The organism is Kribbella sp. NPDC051952, from assembly GCF_040680855.1.
Lineage (GTDB): Bacteria > Actinomycetota > Actinomycetes > Propionibacteriales > Kribbellaceae > Kribbella.
In genome coordinates, this window is the sequence record NZ_JBFAXQ010000001.1 from 440,271 (window position 1) to 458,094 (window position 17,824).

Sequence of the window (17,824 nt, forward strand, 5' to 3'; positions counted from 1 at the left end):
GCCGGCCGCCGGAACGACCGGCCACAGTGTGGTCAGCGCCAGTACGTGTCGTGACTGATGCGGGTCGCGCCGGCGTATTCGTCGACAGCGGCAATGGTCCGGCCGCTGCCGATGGCTACGGCGTACAGGTGGTACGGCGTGCCCGACAGCGGCTTCGCGGCGCCTTCGAGCTTCTTGCCATCGGCAAGGGTGACGACGGCTCGCGTGACCCCGTTGGTCGGCGTACCGACGAAGACACGGGTGCCGGTCAGCCCCTTGCCGGTGAGGCCGAACAGCCCGGCGCCGCCGCCAGCGCCACCGCTCGACAGCGCACAGTCGGCCCAACGACCGCCCCGCGCGTCCACGCGTACGCCGCCGATGGTGACGTGCGTGCAGAGCAGACTCGCCTTCTCCGTGGGGATCTGCACCTTGCCCGGGACGGTGAAGTCTTTCGGTACCTTCGCGTAGTACTCGACCTCGACAGACCAGGACTTGCCGTCGACCGTGCCCGAGCCGGCCAGTGCCTTCGACGGCGCGGAAGAAGCGGGCTTGGCGATGACGGCCTTCTTTGCGGGCACAGCGGTGGAGCCTGGACTGTTCGTATCCGCGAAGGCATGCGTCACCGTCGCTCCCGCGATCAACGCGGCAGCACCAGCGCCGGCCACCAGCAACTTCTTCATTGTCGTCATTGACGCTCCCTCAGTGAGTTCAGTTGTCATCAGGCGGCTCAACGCCGCCTTCAACTGACAGAACCCGCTTCAGCCGCGCAGGGATGACATCAGCCGGCTAACCCACATCGAGCCAGTGGCTCACGGACCGCCAGCACTCATCAAGTGCCTCGGACTCGGGTGTCTGAGCGTGCGCCCATCGGCGTAGCTTCAGTTGGTGAGTTCCGGTGGTTCGCTCAGTCTGCCCAGATTCCGGTGGTTGCGGTTTCCTGGGCCCAGTCGGCGAAGTCGCGGGGCTGGCGGCCGAGAACCCGCTCGACCCCGTCGGAGACGTACTCCGAGCGGTGGTTGCGGATGACGGCGAACAGGTCGCGGACAGCCTCGGCGTCCTCCTGGACGAGACCGTCCCCGATCAGCTCCTTCACGTGGTCCTCCGGCTGCAGATCGACGTACCCGATCGGGCGGCCGGTCGCGGCCGTGAGCGCCTCGGCGACCTCGGTCATCGTGAGCGGGCGCGGGCCGGAGATAGCGATGATCTGACCGGTGTACGCCTCGTTCAGCAGCGCTTCCGTCATCACGTCGCCCACGTCGTTGGTGTCGATCCAGGCCTCGCCCCCGGTGCCGGCGGACACCCGGATCTCGCCGCCGAGCACGTGGTAACGCAGGAAGTCCTCGCTGAACCCCTGGGCGAACCACGCCGGCTGGACGATGGTCCAGTCCGCACCACTCGCCTGTACGGCGTGCTCGAGGTCGAGCTGACCGTCGTACACGGCGAAGTCGCGACCCGGGCTGCCGACGCCGCGGCCGGAGAGCAGGACCACTCGGCGGAGACCTTCGTCGGCTGCCTGCTTGATGAAGCGGCCGGCTTGGGCCAACCCGGTCGGGCCGACCGGGGGCGCCAGGTACGCCGTGTCCGTGCCGGCGATCGTGGGTGACCAGGTGCTCTCGTCGTACCAGTCGAAGCGCTGTTCGCTGGAGCGGGACGCCAGCCGGTACGGGATTCCGCGGGCGTCGAGTTGGGCGGCTACGCGGCGTCCGGTCTTGCCTTTGCCGCCGAGGATCAGGATCGGTGTCGTTGTCATGGCTCAAGTTCATCGCGGTTCGATGAGTCAAACCATGGTTGTTCGACGCAATTCAATGTCTGTGGCGCTCATCGTGGGTTAGGGTTGGCGCATGGACGTACTCGACGACCTGCTGGCCGGGACGCGCGCCCGGGACGGGGTCTTCAACCTGACGATCATGGATTCGCCGTGGGCGATCGAGATCCGGGACGAGGCTCCGCTCGCGCTCGCGACGCTGGTCCGCGGGTCGGGCTGGGTCACCCGGCACGACATCGAGCCGGTCCGGATGGAGCAGGGTGACGTTGCGATCTTCACCGGACCTTCGCCGTACGTCGTGGGCGACAGCGTCAACACCGCGGCACAGTTGCGGATCCACCCGGGCGGCATCTGCGAGCCGTTGCCTGGGGCACCGGTCGACTATTCCGCCCGACTAGGGGTGCGGACGTACGGCGGTCGCGCGTCCGGTGAGGTGATGGTTGCCAGCGGCACCTATCAGGTACCCGGTGATGTCAGCCGGCGGCTTGTCACGGCGCTTCCGTCGGTGCTCGTCGTACCGGCCGAGGAGATCGCGGGGCCGGTGATGGAGATGGTGATCGCGGAGATCCAACGGGATGCGCAGGGGCAGCAGACGGTGTTGGATCGGTGGCTTGATCTTGCGTTGATCACTACGTTGCGGGCGTGGTTCGAGCGGCCGGAGTCGCAGGCGCCGGGGTGGTATCAGGCGCAAACGGATCCGGTCGCCGGCAGCGCATTGCGGTTGCTCCACGAGGATCCGGCGTACCCGTGGAACGTCACCGAGCTCGCGGATCGTGTCGGGGTCTCGCGCGCGTCGCTGGCCCGCCGGTTCACGGCGCTCGTGGGTGAGGCCCCGATGAGCTACCTCACCGGGTGGCGGATCACGCTCGCTGCCGATCAGTTGCGAGCGACAAAAGACACCGTCGAGACCATTGCCCGCCGGGTGGGTTATGCGAATGCCTTCGCGTTGAGCGTTGCGTTCAAGCGCGTCCGCGGTACGACGCCTACCGCCCACCGACGGGCAGCGTAGAAGCTTAAACGTTGGGGTTCAACGATACGATTGAGGCTCATGGGGTACGACGAAATACCGTTGAGCCTGGACGAACTCCGGTCGCTCAGCTTGTGGTCAGCCGATTCGGCCGAACAAGCCCTGCCGCTGTTCGAGGCGGTGGCTCCGGATGACCTGCGACCGCGGGCCGCGATCGAAGCCGTGCGGGAATTTGGTGCCGGGGGCAAGCGAACCAAGCAGATCCGCACAACCGCGTGGGGTGCGCTCAAGGCTGCCGGCGAGATCGGCGACCCAGCCGCAGAGGCGGCCGCACGGGCTGCGGTGGGTGCAGCGGGTTCGGCGTACCTGCATCCGTTGGCCGCTGCGACGCAGGTGAAGCATGTGGTCGCGGCCGCGCAGTACGCGGCGTATGCGCAGGAACTGGCAAGCGGGGATCCGGCCGCCGCCGACGCCGTCATCCGTGGGGCGGTGGAGCGGGTGCCGCCGGTGGTGCGGGAGGTGCTCCGGCGGTTCCCGCTTGGCTCGCCCGGTCGTAGTCGACTGGGCGAGCTGCATCGGGCTTTGGAGACCGCTCTTCGAGGCGACTAGGCGACGGTCGACTTCATGAAGGCGAGGGCTTGGGGCCAGGCGAGCTTGTAGGCGGCTGCGTTCACCTCGTTGTCGTGGCGGGACTTGTCGGTGAAGCCGTGGACCGCGCCCGGGAAGTACTGCGTGAACGTCGCGCCGGTCGTCCGTGCCTGCAGCGCAGTCTGCAGTGCCTCGAAGTCTGCGTTCGGTACGGCGGTGTCGGCGCTCGGGTAGCTCACCAGCACGGGGGCGGTGATCCCGGCTGCTTCACCGATCGCGTCGTACGTGTGATGCGGCGGCAGATTCGACGGCACGGTCGGGTGGAACGCGGTAACACTCGCCACCCGCTGATCCCGCGCGCCGAGCAGGAACGCGAACCGCCCACCCAGACACCAGCCGATCACGCCGACCTTGTTGCAACCGAGCTCGCCGGTCAGGTAGTCGAGCAACTCGGCCTGCTCCGCCAGTGCGGTGTCGTCATCCATCTGCTTGAGCAGCCCGCTGAGCTCTTCCCGCGTCGAGTTGTCGAGACTCCGCCCCTTGAATGGATCCCACACCAACGCCGTGATCCCCTCCCCCGCGAGCTCGTCAGCCCACTCCCGCACCTGCTCTCCGATGCCCGTAATCATCGGCAACAGCAACATCCCTGCCCGCCCCACCCGAGCCAAGTAAGCCGCCTGCTCCCCAACCTCCACAGTCACTCCCATACCCGCATCCTAGGAGCAGGGGGCATCAGTTGCAGTACTCGCGGAACACCGCAAGGTCGGTGTCCAGCCGGGCGATCCGGTCGAAACCCCACGTATCCACGCCCGGCCGATCGACTCCGCCGAGTACGCGAGCGGCCATATCCCGGAGGGCTCGGGACAGTAAGGCGTACTCGAGGTGATCCAGGTCGAGATCGTGAGCGCCGTACTCCGCGAGGAAGGGTCCGAGCTCCGGTCCTTCGGCGGCGATCCACACGTCGTGCTCGCGCGGCCCGATCACGGCCTGCTCCCAGTCGAGAATGGCCGCGACCTCGCCCGCGTCGTCCACGATCAGGTTGAGACCGCCGAAGTCGCGATGACAAAGGACTTCGCGTACGGGTTTGTCGCGCGCTCGTTCGATCACGCCGTACAGCCGATCGATCGCCGCAGCCACCTCATCCCGCCGGTCCACAATCCACGGATGATCGAGCCGCTGCGCCAACTGCTCCACATCCGGCTCGTCCAGCGTGGCGCGCGGTAGGTCCGGCCGATCCGTCACCTCATGCACCTGCTTGAGCGCTCGCGCGGTCACACGCCAGTCGTTACGGGTCGCCGTACGCCCTTGGATATAAGGAAAGACGGCATACGGCCGATCGTCGACCATCGCGAAGAGCTGCCCGTCCACAGTGGGCCGAGCCGTCACCACCGGCAATCCGAGCCCTCGCAACTCCTCCAACAAGCCCAGCCCGTCAGGCACCCCCGCCCGCTTCCACACCTTCACGAACCAGGCGTCGTCCGCCACCCAGCAATCACTCTCGAACCCACCCACATGCGGCACCAACGCACGGACACTCAGCCCGAAGTCCCGCTCGAGATCCACCAGAGCAAACTACCTGTGGGCGCGGAGCATGCGCAGTACGGCGGCGTTGACCAGGACCAGGATCAGGGCGGAGAAGATGAGGAGGGCGACGTCGGCCGGGAGGAGGGCGAGCCCCAGTCCGATCGCGAGTACGGGGATCGCCAGACCGGCGTACGCGATCAAGAAGAGGGCCGCGAGGACCTCGCCGCGGGAGGTCGGCCCGGCGAGCGACGCGGCGGTGGCGACGGCGCCGCGGAAGACGAGCCCAACCCCGACCCCGGCGATCACGCCGCCAACGATGAAGATCCACAGGCTCGGAAGCAACCCGCCGAGCGCAACGCCAATCAGACCAACCGACATCGCGACCAGCCCGACCCGCAACTGATGCTGCCGACTGAGCCGCACGAACACGATCTGACTGCCGGCACCCGCAATGAAGACCGCAAACGTCACGACCCCAGCCAGCACCCGTGACGTGTGATGCAGCGTCCCAGCCAGGAACGTCGGCGCCAGCGAGGTGAACAGCCCGAAGATCGCAAACGCAGCGAACGCACCGATCGCCGAAGCGAAGAACAACGGCTTGGCCGACGACGGCAACGCCACCCGCTGCGGTCGATAAGCAGGCCGTTCCTCCAACCGCTCCACGGTCTCCGGCACCACCGCGATCCCGATCGCACTCAGCACCAGCAGCACCAAGAAGATCTCGTACGGGCGCTCGAGCGGAGCGTCGACGTACTGGGCCAGCAGCCCACCCACCAGCGGACCGAACGCCAGCCCGCCGAGGTTCACCATGCTGGAGATCAGCGCCGACCGCCCCGGATCCTCATCCGGCCGCGAGACCTGTCGCAGCTCAGACAAGTGCGCAGTGGCAGTCGCGGTCAGCACCCCAACGCCAACCCCACAGATGAAGCGCGCGAGCAGCAGACCAGGCACGTCCTGCCACAACAGGAAGACGCCCGCCGACAACACCTCAGCGAGTACGGCGAGCAGCGCGACCCGCCGGCGGCCCAGCCAGTCACTCACATGGCCGGCCAGGTACAGCGACGCCATCACCCCGACCGCGTAGCTCGCGAAGATGATCGTGATGACGTACGTCGGGAATCCGTCGCGGTGCTGGTAGATGGCATAGAGCGGCGTCGGGATCGTGGAGAACGCCATCGTGGTCAGGAAGGCCGCGGCGATCACCCAGAAGCCTGGGCCGTGGGACAAGCGCACGCGTGAAGTCGATCCGAGCGCACGCGGACCAGTCAAGGTGGACATGTGTCCAGGGTGGCTCGCATCATCTATCGAGTCCAACGAAAGTTCTTGCACTGTCTTATCGAGAAGTACGATAAATGTAAGAAATCAAGAAGAGGTTGGGGTGGGGGTGGCCTGTGGACAGCAGACAGCTCGAGTACTTCGTCGCCGTCGCCGAGGAACTGAGCTTTACCCGGGCGGCGCAGCGGCTGTTCACGGTCCAGTCGAGCGTCTCGGCCGCCATCCGCGCGCTCGAGACGGATCTGAAGACGACCCTGTTCGACCGCTCGACCCGACGAGTGGCACTGTCTGCGGCCGGCGAGGCTTTGCTGCCGGAAGCAAAGGCTGCGTTGGAGGCGCTGGACCGCGCTCGGGCCGCCGTCGAGGAGGCGTCCGCCGGACTACGCGGCAACATCCGGATCGGCACGCTCGCACGGCTGCGCCTGGTCAACCTGGCCGAGCTACTCGGCGCATTCCACCGGAAGTATCCGTTGGTCGACGTACAGGTCGCCACCTCGCCGACCGGGTCGAGTGGGCTGGCCGACGACGTACGGCACGGTCGTCTGGACGTCGCCCTGGTCGGCCTCTCACGACCGGAGCTGTACGGACTCGAGATTCACGACCTCGCCTCCGTCCCGTTCGTCGTACTGCTGCCGGAGTCACACCCGCTCGCCGGTCAGCAGGGCGTCCGGCTGGAGGAGCTGAAAGGGGAGCGATTCGTCGACATGCCGCACGGGTTCGGCAACCGCAGCATGGTCGACCGCGCCTTCGAGAACGTCGGTCTGCCCCGTCGGGTCCGGGTCGAGGTGCCGGAACTGACCACGATCCCCGACTACGTCCGCGCCGGGCTCGGCGTCGCCGTCGTACCCGCGCTGGAACTGACCACCACACCCGACGTCGCCCAGCTCCCGATCGCCGGCACCGACCTGACCTGGACGTTGTCCGTGGTCACGATCAGCGGAAGGAGACCGAGCCGAGCGGTCACCGCCCTGCTCGATCTCCTCACCGACTCGATCCGGCCGGAGGACCCGTACTTCTAGGGCTTGTCTCCCTAAGCGACCCAGACCTGCCAGTCCTTCAGCTCGTTGAAGCGGCGCAGTCCCGCGACCCCGCTGAGCCAGCCGAGCCAGGCGCCGTACGGCGGGTTGGACTCGTCGAACCCGCTCATCACGAAGGTCAGCCGCGTCTTGCCCTCGGACTCGGCCAGCTCCCAGTGGCTGATCCCGTTCGGTCCCCAGTCGACGGACATCGCGCGGCCGTCGACCACCTCGACCACCGTCGCACCCGGGCCGGCGTCGAAGCCGCCCATCGCGAACCGGCCACCGGCGAACGGCTCGATCCCGATCGGGAATCCGAACCACGCGGACGCCTTCTCGGACTCGGTCAGCGACGCGTACACCTGCGCGACCGGCGCGTCGATCAGCGCCTCGCCGGTGAACTCGGCCGATGTGAAGTCCGGCCGCGTGGTCAGCTCGCGTCCTTCCAGGTGGTCGACCAGGTTGGCGAGAGCGAGCGACCAGAAGGTCTGCAGTACGCCGCGAATCGTCGACCCGCTGAGGGCTTCGGCGAAGTCGAAGTGGCTCTGCGCCACCCTGATCACGGTGGATTCGTCGCCCTCGGCAATCAACGAGATCTCCGTGGTCGTCTCCACGCCGTCGAGGGTCCACCCCAGCGTCAGCGTGTTGCCGTCGTACCCGACGACCCGCTGGTGCGGCGCGTCGCCCTCGGGGATGTAGCGGCCCCAGAACTCGTACGTCGCGGGCAGGTCGACAGTCGAGTGTTCACCGAGCCAGGCGTTGAGCGCCTTGGGATCGGTCAGCGCCTGCCGGGTCTCGTCGAGGCCGGCCCGGGCGCGAACTTGGAGGATGAGCGGTTCGGTCATGATTCTTGGTCTCCCTTGGGGTAGCACGCCACGGCCAGCTTGAAGGCGTCGCCCTCAGCTCCGCCGTAGCGCTCGAAGAGGTCCTGCAGCGTGCTGCGCAGGTCCTGGAAGAACTCCTGCCGCCGGTCCGGTGGGACCCGGATCTCACCGGACACCCCGATGGACGGCAGCTCCGGAGCCGACCGGTCCAGCGCGGCGATGTCGGTCTGGACCTCTTCCATCAGGTCCAGCACGTAGCCGAGACTGAGCTCGTCGCGGGCCCGCCGCAGGCTGCCGATGCGGCCGATCAGCCGCGGCGACAGCCAGTACGAGCGTGCCGTCGCCTGGTAGATGCCCTCGTGGACTCCGCGCACCTTGCGCTCCTCCACCAGTGTCACCAGACCGGCCTCGACGAGGCGTTTGACGTGGTAGTAGACGCGCTGCGGTGTCTGCCCGAGCTGCTCGGCCACCTCGCCACAGGTCTGTGGTTCGGCCAGCCGCCGCAGGACCTCGATCCGTTGCGGCTTGAACAGGGCCTCGGCCTGCTCGAGCTGCTCCAGGTGCATCACGTCTCGCATCACAAAAAAGAGTTTGTACATAAAAATTCTGCTTGTCAATGGACCGACAACTTCCATCACTCGGGAATGTAAATGGGAGGTCGCTCGTTCTTCCAGATGTCTTGGTGATGTGTCACCGAGGCAAGACACCCAACCCTGGGGGCCTTTGCTACGGATCGTCCGGCACGTTCCTGCCGGCGGAGGAGAGGAAGCGCGACATGGCAACTGTCTCGTTCAAGGGAGCCACCCGGGTGTACCCGGGTACCGACATCGCCGCGGTGGACAGGCTCGATCTCGACATCGAGGACGGCGAGTTCATGGTGCTCGTCGGCCCGTCGGGTTCCGGCAAGTCGACGGCGCTGCGGATGCTGGCCGGCCTCGAAGAGGTGAACGAAGGTTCCATCTACATCGGCGACCGGGACGTGACCAACAGCCCGCCGAAGGAACGCGACATCGCGATGGTGTTCCAGAACTACGCGCTCTACCCACATATGTCGGTCGCCGACAACATGGGCTTCGCGCTGAAGATGCAGGGCGTCCACAAGGACGACCGCGCCAAGCGCGTCGAGGAAGCGGCCAAGCTGCTGGGTCTCGAGGAGTACCTCGACCGCAAGCCGAAGGCACTGTCCGGTGGTCAGCGTCAGCGCGTCGCGATGGGTCGCGCGATCGTCCGTAATCCTCAGGTGTTCCTGATGGACGAGCCGCTGTCGAACCTCGACGCCAAGCTCCGGGTCCAGACCCGCACCCAGATCGCCGAACTGCAGCACCGCCTCGGCGTCACCACCGTCTACGTCACCCACGACCAGGTCGAGGCGATGACGATGGGCGATCGGGTCGCCGTACTGAAGGACGGCGTACTCCAGCAGGTCGACACCCCGCTGAACCTCTACGACCGGCCGAAGAACAAGTTCGTGGCCGGCTTCATCGGCTCGCCCGCGATGAACCTGATCGAGGCCGAGATCACCGACGGCGGCGCGAAGATCGGCGACTACGTGGTTCCGATCGAGCGGAAGCTGCTGGCCAAGGCCGGTGACGACAAGACGCTGACGCTCGGCATCCGCCCGGAGGCGTTCCACCTGGCCGACGCCGGTCTGCCGGTGAAGGTCGCCGTGATCGAAGAGCTCGGTTCGGACGCGTTCCTGTACGGGACCGCGGAGCACACCGACGAGAAGCAGCAGATCATTGCCCGGATCGGCACCCGGCTCCACAACGACAAGGGCACTCTCGTGCACCTGGCCCCGGACGCCGACAAGCTGCACCTCTTCTCGACTTCCACCGAGGAGCGGTTGACCGCCTAGATACCGTTGCCGGATGCAAGCGTGGGTCAAGGGTGCATCCGGCGTGATGGAGCTGCCGTCGGGTCGACTGGTGCGCGGACGTGGTCTGCGCAACGGCCCGGCGGCAGAGCCATGTCCGGCGTACGGCGTGTACCTGTTGGGCAAGGAGCCACCGCCGGTTTCCTGGGAGTCGCGGTGGCTTCGCTGGCCCGACTTTTGGCTGCCCTCCGATCGCGCGGAAGCCCGCGCCGTTTTCGCTGAGGCGTTGGAGCGGGCGGGCAGCGAGCGGGTCGAGTTCGCCTGCGGCGGTGGTCGCGGTCGCACCGGTACGGCGCTCGCCTGTCTCGCGATCCTCGACGGGATCCCCGCCGCGGACGCCGTCGACTACGTGCGCCGGAACTACGACCGGCACGCAGTGGAGACGCCCTGGCAGAAGCGTTTCGTACGACGCTTTACCCGGTGAAACTCTTGACCCGGTAAAGCTGTTGACCGTAGCGCCGCGCTCGCGTTGGCTCGGGGGGTGACGATCGAGCGCGCCAACCCGGATGGACTGCACCCGACGCCTGGCTATCACCACGTGACCAAGGTCCAGGCGGACATGCTGATCTACCTGGCCGGCCAGTGCCCGCTGCAGCCGTCGGGCGACCTCGCCGAGGGCGGGCTGGAGGGCCAGACCGCACAGGTGATCGCCAACATCCTCACCGCGCTCGAATCCGCGGGCGCTTCCCCGGCAGACGTCGTACGCACGGTGATCTACGTTGCGAGCCCAGTCCGTGAGGACCTCTCGGCGGTGTGGACGCAACTGAACGAGTCCGCACTCGCACCGGCGTTCACCTCGGCCAGCACGCTGCTCGGCGTTGCCCAGTTGGGCTTCCCAGGCCAACTCGTCGAGATCGACGTAACAGCCGCTCTGTGATCGCACCCGCCGTGGTCGAGGAGCTGATCGCTAGAGCTGGTGATTCGCAAGCAGCCGGCCATCCGGGTCGTACCGGCGCTTGAGCTCCAGCAGCCGGTCGTAGTCACCGGGATCGAATGCCTCCCGGAGCTCATCGCTCGACAACACAGCGAAGGTGAAGTTGAGCAACCGGCCGACCGTAATCTCTCGCCAGGGCTCGAGGATCGTCCGGTACTGCTCGGCCCGATCGGCCTCCCCCGGTTGCAAAACAGTCAACGCGTACGCAGCCTCCCGATGGCCGACCGCGTTCGGGACGGCCGGCGGGCGGCTGAGTGCACCACCGAGATGACGGATCCCGATCACGGACATCGACGACGCGTCCGGACCGGCGAGGTCGGGCAGGGTCGCCAGCGCCTTCGGGTCGAGATCGCTGAGCAGGACATTGCGGGATCGATAGCTGTCCGGGCGTTCGGGCTCGGCGAAGATCTTGCCGGACTCGGCGTACGAGAGTTCGCCGACCGTGTCGAGCACTGGCTGACCGATCGCCCGGAGCGGCTTGATCAGGTCCTCACCGCCCGAACCGAGGATCGCGAGCTGGAGCTGGGCGATGTACTTGCCACGCAGTGGGGCAGGCACAGGCGGGATGTCGGGGATCGGGACAATCGCGACCGCCGAGGTGACCTCTTCGGGCACGGTCCGGGTCCATTCGCGCCAGACTTCCGCCGCGTCCGGGTACTCGGTGAAGTCGAAGTACAGGCTTCCGCCGTACAGCGTCGGTACGTCGAAGAGGTCGATCTCGATCCCCGTCACCACGCCGAAGTTGCCGCCACCGCCGCGGAGCGCCCAGAACAGATCCGGGTCGTCCTCCGCGTTCCGGCGTACCCCATCGGGCGTGATCAGCTCGATCCGCCGCACATGGTCGGCCGCGTATCCGTGCCGCCGAGCCATCAATCCGAGCCCGCCGCCGAGCGTGTACGAGATCGCGCCGACCCCAGGAAGACTGCCGGACAACGGCGCAAGCCCGTACGGCGTGGTCGCCTCGATCACGTCGCGCCAGGTCGCACCCGCTTCGACCCAGGCGGTCTTCCGGTCCGCGTCGACCCGGACACCATTGAAGGCGCCGGTCGCGATCAGCACGCCGCCGTCCATCCCCGCGTTCAGTCCGTGCCCGGCTGCCTGGACCGCGATCCGCAGGTCGTGATCGGTCGCATAACGGACCGCGTCCTCCACCTCCGCCGTACTCGTGACCGGGAAGATCACCGCGGGCCGGTGCGGGTCCCGTCGCTGGAATCCGAGCCGTGCCTCGTCGTAGCCGTTGCTTTCCGTCGTCAACATCATGTGATTCACCCTAGGAGCCCTTGCGGACACATCTTGTCCGCAAGGCATGCTGGTGTGGTGAGTACCCGGAAGGAGATGCCAGGCCGCCTGCTCCGCCTGCTGTCGTTGCTGCAGAGCCGCCGCGAGTGGTCCGGCCACGAACTGGCCGACCGCCTCGGCGTCACCGAGCGGACAGTACGGCGCGACGTCGACCGGCTGCGCTCCCTCGACTACCCGGTCACCGGGACGACCGGGACCGCGGGCGGCTACCGACTCGGTCCGGGTACGACGTTGCCGCCGCTCCAACTCGACGACGACGAAGCGGTGGCCGTCGCGCTCGGTCTGGTCGGCGCGGCCGGTGGCGGGGTGAGTGGGATCGCGGAGAGTTCGATGCGGGCGCTGGCCAAGCTCGAGCAGGTGTTGCCGGCTCGGCTGCGGCCGCAGTTGGCGGCGGTGAGTTCGGCCGCGGCGGCGGTTCCTCGGCCTGGTGTTCCACAGGTGGATCCGGAGGTACTAGCCGTACTCGCGCGGTGCTGCCGGAACCACGAGATCGTTGCCTTTGACTACCAAGGTCGTCAGGGGGACCCGGCACGTCGCCGGGTAGAGCCGCATCAGTTGCTGACGTTGACCTGGCGGTGGTACCTGCTCGCGTTCGATCCGTCGCGCGATGACTGGCGGACGTTCCGGGTCGACCGGATCGACGCGGTGACGCCGGCGTTGCATCGGTTCACGCCGCGGGTCCTGCCGGCGCCGGATGCTTCGACGTACCTGGTGGAGTCCTTCGCGGCCGCGCAGTACCGGCATTCGGTGCGGCTCACGGTCCAGGTGCCGGCTGAGGTCGTGGCCGACACGTTCGAGGGCGTGGTTCGCGGGACGGTTGAAGCACTGGCGGCCGATGCCTGCGTGGTCCGGTTCACTGCGGACACGGCCTCGATGGTGCTGTCCCAGGTGGTGTCGGTCGTTGCCCTAGGCGCCGAATTCACCGTCGACGAGGCGACCGAGGAGGTTGCCGCCCTGATCGGCTCCGTCGGCGAACGGCTCGCGGTGGCCTTCCGCGCCCGCGGGCAGTGATTCCACCCGCGGGGCGGCGTGGTCAGGCAACGATCAGGCCGATGCCGAGGGTCAGTACGCCAAGTGCGAGGGACGCGGCGCCGACCCAGAGCACCCAGAGGAACTGATTCGGCTGCGTCCGGTCCTTGCCCGCGGACGAGGCGAAGAACCCGCCGGACATCAGGACTGCCGCCGCCGGGATCGCCAGCCGCGCGACCCACAACCAGAACCCGGTCAGGCTGGTCTGGTCGACGTACAGCAGCCCGACCAGACTCAGGATCACCAGTACACCGGCATGCGCGTGACCGGCTCGCGCGAACGACTTCTGGAACCCGGTCATCGGCACCTGACCACGGACGATCTTGGTCATGAAGTAGCCACCGAACTGGATCGTGACGATGGTCAGCAGGATCACTCCGGCGATGATCCGGGATGTGTCGGTCATACGTACACCTCTTCTTTCACGTGGATCTCAGGGGACTTGCGTGCGGCCCGGGCCACCCAGAGCGCGACCGCCAGATAGAGCACCTGCTCAGGAATCCGCTGCCACAGCGGCGTCGCCTCACCACCGGCGAACGGTACGTCGGCGACCGCGGCGTGAATGTTTGCCGGCAGCAACGAAATGAACAGCGCGGCGAGCGCATAGCCGGCCGCCCAGCGGGTCGCGGTGACGACGAGACCGACTGCGCCGAGCAGTTCCAGAACACCTGTTATGTAGACGAGTGCGTCCGCGAACGGCAGGAACGGTGGCACCATCCGCGTCATGTCGGCGTGGTTCGGCATCACCGTCACATTCGCCGGGACGAAGTGCGCGCTCGCGGTGAACAGCAGCATCAGCGCCATCCCGTGCGCCGCACTCGCCGGCCAGCTCGCGAACCGCTGGACCCCGAGCGCACCCAGCGCCCGGAAGACCAGCGTCGACAGCACCAGCACGAGGGGGATCATCGATTCAGCTCCTCACATGGATAGTTGGAGTATCCGTTTATGGATACTGATACTATCCATCACAGTCGAGCGGAAGGCAAGCGAAAATGCGAATCGGGGAACTGAGCAAGGTCACCGAGGTCCCGGTGCCGACGATCAAGTACTACCTACGCGAGGGCCTGCTCCCCGCGGGCGAACTCAGCAGCCCGAACCAGGCGTCGTACGGCGAACCCCACGTGCGCCGGCTCCGCCTGATCCGGGCCCTGGTCGAGCTCGCTCAGGTCCCGGTCGCGCAGGTCAAGGACATCCTCGAGTCGCTCGACTCGGACGACGTACCCCTGCACGAACAGATCGGCCGCGCCCACCGCGCGCTCACCCCGACCCGCAAACAGACCGCCACCGAGGAGGCCCGCATCGCCGCCACCACCCAGGTCACGGACTTGATCACCAGGCGCGGCTGGACCGTAGAGCCCGAGGCCCCCGCCCTAGCCACCCTGATCGAAACCGTCGCCGCCTTCCGAACCCTCAGCCAGGACAACCTCGTCACCCTGCTGGACGCCTACGCCGACGCGGTAGACAGCTTCGCCGCCCTCGAAATCGAAGCAGTAACCGCCAACCCCACCCGGGACCAGCTGGCCGAGTCGGTCGTCATCGGCACCATCCTCGGCGAAACCCTCATCTCGTCCCTCCGCCTCCTGGCCCAAGAATCAACCTCAGCCAAACACTGGAAGAACCGCTAACCGTCGTGGGCCATGTCCACAAACCGCGAGTAGTGCCCCTGGAAGGCAACGACGACATCGGCAGTCGGCCCGTTACGGTGCTTGGCCACAATAAAGTCAGCTTCACCCGGCCGGGTCGACTCCCGCTCGTACGCATCCTCGCGGTGGAGCAGGAGGACAACGTCGGCGTCCTGTTCCAGCGAGTTGTGTAGGGCGATGCCGTTGGCGATGAAGTTGTGGGTGCTGAGGACGGTGGCGTCGTACACCTCTTGTTCGCCGAGGCTTTCGACCGAGGTGATGGTGTCCCAGAAGATGTCGTTGGTCGCGAGGACTTCGAGGTCGGCGTTGTCGAGGATATCGGCGACCTTGGCGAGGCGTTGCCGGCTGGGAGCGTGCTTCCACATCGTCGAGCCCGAGAACTTGGTGTCCATGGCTGCGGCGAACTCGCGGTGTGTGACGTTGCGGTCGGCAAGGACCTCGCGAACCCGGGACCAGACCTCCTTCGGCACCGTGTCCAGGTTGGTGTTGCCCTTGATGTCGCGGAGGGCTGTCGCGACCTCCAGCACCTTCAGGCCCCGAAGTCCGTGGACGCCGATCTGGTCACAGAACCGGAGCTGGTTCTCGGCGCCGTAGATGTGCAGGTGGTACGAATCGCGATAGCCAGCCTTCTTGGCTGTCTTGATCCGGGTGAAGATGTTGTGGCGGAGAAGGAGTCGGGCCAGGTCGTCGACGAGGCGGCGGCTGGTGCTGGCGTAGTAGATGCGACCTTGGCGGGTCTTCGCGTCCCAGCGGACCGAACCGTCGGTGGCCCAGAGATGGCGGATGAACTGAGCGATCTGCTCCTTCGGGAGCGCGAAGACGCCGTCGGGCACGAACTTCTCATGGCTGCGGAGGCCGAACAGTCCCAGACCGTCAAGCCAGGCGGCGATCGGGTTGCGCTTGCCGCGAGCCAGCCGGTACGGCGCGGGCAGACGAAGACTGGTCACCCGAGCGGCGGCGTGCTCATCGCGGATCCCGGTGATGCCGAACCGCCGGTGTGCCGCCTCCGCGACCGCGGTCAAATTGCCTTCGTCGATGCTGGCGTAGCGGATCGGCTGACGCTTGACGAAGGAGCCGTCTCCGAGGAGGTGCGCGAGCAGCGTGACCTCATCCTCGTCCCACGGCTTGACCTCGAGCGGCGGCGGCACGTGCCGGAGCGAGCCCACTCGGAACCCCGGGATCAGATCGCCCAAGGACTTCCAGCCGTCGTACGTCAGGAACGGGTGGTTCGCGGTGGCCTTGACCTCGCGGCCAGACGCGAGCTTCACCCGGAAGACCTCCTTGACCCCGCTCGGGAAGGCGTGCGTCAGGGTGCGCGGCACGAGCTTCAGCCGGTCGTCCAGCGACCAGACCGGGATGTCCTTGGCGTCCGTCGCCAGCAACTCGCCGAGCGAGATCTCCGCGCCGGAATCCGCACGCAGCAGCCGCGTGTCAGCGGTTAGGCAGCCGGATTCGCGGAGGTCTGAGGCCATGGGGCGTTTGTCGGAGCGTTGTTCTGAGCCTCGGTTCAGCTGGCAGATGGCTACTACCGGGAGCTCTAGTTCTTTGGCGAGGAGCTTGATGGAGCGGGAGAACTCGGAGACTTCGAGTTGGCGGGACTCGACCTTCTTGCCCGACGTCATCAGCTGGAGGTAGTCGATGACGATGAGGCGGAGGTCGTGGCGCTGTTTGAGGCGGCGGGCCTTGGCGCGGATCTCCATCATGGTGAGGTTCGGCGAGTCGTCGATGAAGAGGGGAGCCTCGGAGACCTCGCCCATCTTGCGGGCCAGGCGGGCCCAGTCCTCGTCGGTCATCTTGCCGTTGCGCATGTGGTGCAGCGGGACCTTGGCCTCGGCCGAGAGCAGACGCATGGTGATCTCGTTGCGGCTCATCTCCAGCGAGAAGATGCACGAGGTCAGGCCGTGCCGGATCGAGGCGGAGCGGGCGAAGTCGAGGCCCAGGGTGGAGTTGTGGGTCGGGATCATCGTCTTGCCGGCCAGGTACAGATGGTCGGGGTTGTCCACCTCGACACAACGCACCGGCACACTCTCGACCGGGTCGACCCACTCGAGCCGGCGGTCACCCTCACCGGCGAGCGCGGCCGGGAAACCGTGCCCGGTGATCTGCCGCGGCGCCGACCCGGGGATCGGCGGTGTCAGTCCGGGACTCGCTGACATCGCCGTGTACAGGTCGGCGGTCGTGCAGACCACCGGGCGGCCACCGTCCTCGACGCGCCACTGGTGCTCGGCGTCGGCGACGATCGTGCTGGCATCGGAGAAGGACAGCCGGAAACACGGCCGGTCCACCATCACCTCGGTCGCCGCCACCACCGTGGTCGGCTGACCGTTGGCGTCGAGGAGCTGGTCGCCGACGGCGATCTCGCCCATCGTGGTCCAGCCGGTCGGCGTCGGCAGCGGGGTGTCGAGCGCGAGCGCCTTCCCCATCGCGGGACGGGCGGCGACGATGATCATCTGGCCGGGGTGCAGGCCGTTGGTCAGCTCGTCCAGGTCGGTGAACCCGGTCGGTACGCCGACCATCGCGTCCCCACGGGAGTCGATCGCCTCGATCTCGTCGAGGGCGCCCTCCATGATGTCCTTCAGCGGCGCGTAGTCCTCGGTGGTGCGCTTCTCGGTGACCGAGTAGATCTCGGCCTGGGCCTCGTCGACGACATCGTCGACCTCACCCTCACCGGCATACCCGAGCTGGACGATCTTGGTGCCGGCCTCGACCAGCCGGCGCAGGATCGCCTTCTCCCGGACGATGTGCGCGTAGTACCCGGCGTTCGCAGCAAGCGGGACGGAGGCGACCAGCGTGTGCACGTACGGCGCGCCGCCGATGCGGGCCATGTCGCCGCGCTTGTTCAGCTCGGCGGCGACCGTGATCGCGTCGGCCGGCTCGCCGCGGGCATACAGGTCGGTGATCGCGTCGAAGACGGACTCGTGGGCCGGCCGGTAGAAGTCCGTGCCGCGCAGGGTCTCGATCACATCCGCGATCGCGTCCTTGCTCAGCATCATCGCGCCGAGCACGCACTGCTCGGCCGCCAGATCCTGCGGCGGCGTACGGTCGAAGCCCATCTCCGGGCTGCGCTCTTCCTGGCCGCCGCCCTGTCCCCCGCGGAACTCCGCCACG

General features: G+C 67.2%; 19 protein-coding genes. 8 read left to right on the forward strand and 11 right to left on the reverse strand.

Going from position 1 to position 17,824, the window contains the following annotated elements:
• Positions 1 to 32: 32 nt before the first annotated feature.
• Positions 33 to 668 carry a hypothetical protein gene (locus tag AB0L70_RS02155; protein WP_363678979.1) on the reverse strand — a complete coding sequence of 212 codons (636 nt, stop codon included), beginning with the start codon at positions 666 to 668 and terminating at the stop codon, positions 33 to 35.
• Positions 669 to 883: 215 nt separating this feature from the next.
• The gene (locus AB0L70_RS02160; RefSeq protein ID WP_363678981.1) at positions 884 to 1,729 is read right to left on the reverse strand and encodes an NAD(P)H-binding protein; all 846 of its coding nucleotides are present in this window, start codon (positions 1,727 to 1,729) and stop codon (positions 884 to 886) included.
• A 91-nt stretch (positions 1,730 to 1,820) separates the two neighbouring features.
• Here AB0L70_RS02160 and AB0L70_RS02165 point away from each other — a divergent pair, with 91 nt between their 5' ends.
• Both AB0L70_RS02165 and AB0L70_RS02170 read left to right on the forward strand, forming a co-directional pair.
• Complete coding sequence (locus AB0L70_RS02165; protein WP_363678983.1) at positions 1,821 to 2,753, forward strand: AraC family transcriptional regulator; 933 nt, start codon at positions 1,821 to 1,823, stop codon at positions 2,751 to 2,753.
• Between the two features lie 39 nt (positions 2,754 to 2,792).
• Positions 2,793 to 3,320, forward strand: a complete 528-nt coding sequence (locus AB0L70_RS02170; protein ID WP_363678985.1) for a putative immunity protein — start codon at positions 2,793 to 2,795, stop codon at positions 3,318 to 3,320.
• Here the strand turns inward: AB0L70_RS02170 and AB0L70_RS02175 are convergent.
• The 3 genes from AB0L70_RS02175 to AB0L70_RS02185 are packed head-to-tail and all read right to left on the reverse strand — an operon-like array spanning position 3,317 to position 6,056.
• Positions 3,317 to 4,006, reverse strand: a complete 690-nt coding sequence (locus AB0L70_RS02175; protein WP_363678987.1) for a dienelactone hydrolase family protein — start codon at positions 4,004 to 4,006, stop codon at positions 3,317 to 3,319. The two genes, AB0L70_RS02170 and AB0L70_RS02175, sit on opposite strands and share 4 nt — an antisense overlap.
• 25 nt (positions 4,007 to 4,031) lie before the next feature.
• Positions 4,032 to 4,862: an aminoglycoside phosphotransferase family protein gene (locus tag AB0L70_RS02180; RefSeq protein WP_363678989.1), complete on the reverse strand. Its 831-nt coding sequence runs from the start codon at positions 4,860 to 4,862 to the stop codon at positions 4,032 to 4,034.
• Positions 4,863 to 4,871: 9 nt separating this feature from the next.
• On the reverse strand, positions 4,872 to 6,056 hold the full coding sequence (locus tag AB0L70_RS02185; RefSeq protein ID WP_363678991.1) for an MFS transporter: 1,185 nt from the start codon (positions 6,054 to 6,056) through the stop codon (positions 4,872 to 4,874).
• 158 nt (positions 6,057 to 6,214) lie between these two features.
• Between AB0L70_RS02185 and AB0L70_RS02190 the strand changes: the two genes are divergently transcribed.
• Positions 6,215 to 7,117: a LysR family transcriptional regulator gene (locus AB0L70_RS02190; RefSeq protein WP_363678993.1), complete on the forward strand. Its 903-nt coding sequence runs from the start codon at positions 6,215 to 6,217 to the stop codon at positions 7,115 to 7,117.
• Positions 7,118 to 7,128: 11 nt separating this feature from the next.
• Here the strand turns inward: AB0L70_RS02190 and AB0L70_RS02195 are convergent, their stop codons facing one another.
• A complete protein-coding gene (locus AB0L70_RS02195) occupies positions 7,129 to 7,959 on the reverse strand; it encodes an SRPBCC domain-containing protein (protein WP_363678995.1) in 831 nt (276 codons plus the stop codon).
• Positions 7,956 to 8,516, reverse strand: coding sequence for a helix-turn-helix domain-containing protein (locus AB0L70_RS02200; protein WP_363678997.1), 561 nt, complete (start codon positions 8,514 to 8,516; stop codon positions 7,956 to 7,958). The genes AB0L70_RS02195 and AB0L70_RS02200 overlap by 4 nt, the downstream gene beginning before the upstream one ends.
• A gap of 197 nt (positions 8,517 to 8,713) precedes the next feature.
• Here AB0L70_RS02200 and ugpC point away from each other — a divergent pair, with 197 nt between their 5' ends.
• The 3 genes from ugpC to AB0L70_RS02215 are packed head-to-tail and all read left to right on the forward strand — an operon-like array spanning position 8,714 to position 10,688.
• A complete protein-coding gene (gene ugpC / locus AB0L70_RS02205) occupies positions 8,714 to 9,793 on the forward strand; it encodes a sn-glycerol-3-phosphate ABC transporter ATP-binding protein UgpC (RefSeq protein WP_363678999.1) in 1,080 nt (359 codons plus the stop codon).
• Between the two features lie 13 nt (positions 9,794 to 9,806).
• Positions 9,807 to 10,235 (forward strand): protein phosphatase, encoded by a 429-nt coding sequence (locus AB0L70_RS02210; RefSeq protein ID WP_363679001.1) that lies wholly within the window; start codon positions 9,807 to 9,809, stop codon positions 10,233 to 10,235.
• 57 nt (positions 10,236 to 10,292) lie between these two features.
• Positions 10,293 to 10,688, forward strand: coding sequence for a RidA family protein (locus tag AB0L70_RS02215; RefSeq protein ID WP_363679003.1), 396 nt, complete (start codon positions 10,293 to 10,295; stop codon positions 10,686 to 10,688).
• Between the two features lie 30 nt (positions 10,689 to 10,718).
• On the opposite strand, the gene AB0L70_RS02220 is transcribed toward AB0L70_RS02215, so the two are convergent.
• On the reverse strand, positions 10,719 to 12,005 hold the full coding sequence (locus AB0L70_RS02220) for an FAD-binding oxidoreductase (protein WP_363679005.1): 1,287 nt from the start codon (positions 12,003 to 12,005) through the stop codon (positions 10,719 to 10,721).
• Positions 12,006 to 12,062: 57 nt separating this feature from the next.
• Between AB0L70_RS02220 and AB0L70_RS02225 the strand changes: the two genes are divergently transcribed.
• Complete coding sequence (locus tag AB0L70_RS02225; protein ID WP_363679007.1) at positions 12,063 to 13,055, forward strand: WYL domain-containing protein; 993 nt, start codon at positions 12,063 to 12,065, stop codon at positions 13,053 to 13,055.
• Positions 13,056 to 13,077: 22 nt separating this feature from the next.
• Here the strand turns inward: AB0L70_RS02225 and AB0L70_RS02230 are convergent, their stop codons facing one another.
• Together AB0L70_RS02230 and AB0L70_RS02235 are read right to left on the reverse strand one after the other, a co-directional pair.
• Positions 13,078 to 13,479, reverse strand: a complete 402-nt coding sequence (locus AB0L70_RS02230; RefSeq protein WP_363679009.1) for a hypothetical protein — start codon at positions 13,477 to 13,479, stop codon at positions 13,078 to 13,080.
• Entirely contained in the window at positions 13,476 to 13,979 is a 504-nt protein-coding gene (locus tag AB0L70_RS02235; RefSeq protein WP_363679011.1) for a hypothetical protein, read from the reverse strand. Before AB0L70_RS02235 ends, AB0L70_RS02230 begins: the two co-directional genes overlap by 4 nt.
• Positions 13,980 to 14,065: 86 nt before the next feature.
• Between AB0L70_RS02235 and AB0L70_RS02240 the strand changes: the two genes are divergently transcribed.
• The gene (locus AB0L70_RS02240; protein ID WP_363679013.1) at positions 14,066 to 14,698 is read left to right on the forward strand and encodes a MerR family transcriptional regulator; all 633 of its coding nucleotides are present in this window, start codon (positions 14,066 to 14,068) and stop codon (positions 14,696 to 14,698) included.
• Here AB0L70_RS02240 and AB0L70_RS02245 read toward each other — a convergent pair.
• Positions 14,695 to 17,769: a replicative DNA helicase gene (locus AB0L70_RS02245; protein WP_363679953.1), complete on the reverse strand. Its 3,075-nt coding sequence runs from the start codon at positions 17,767 to 17,769 to the stop codon at positions 14,695 to 14,697. The genes AB0L70_RS02240 and AB0L70_RS02245 overlap by 4 nt on opposite strands.
• Between the last annotated feature and the right edge of the window lie 55 nt (positions 17,770 to 17,824).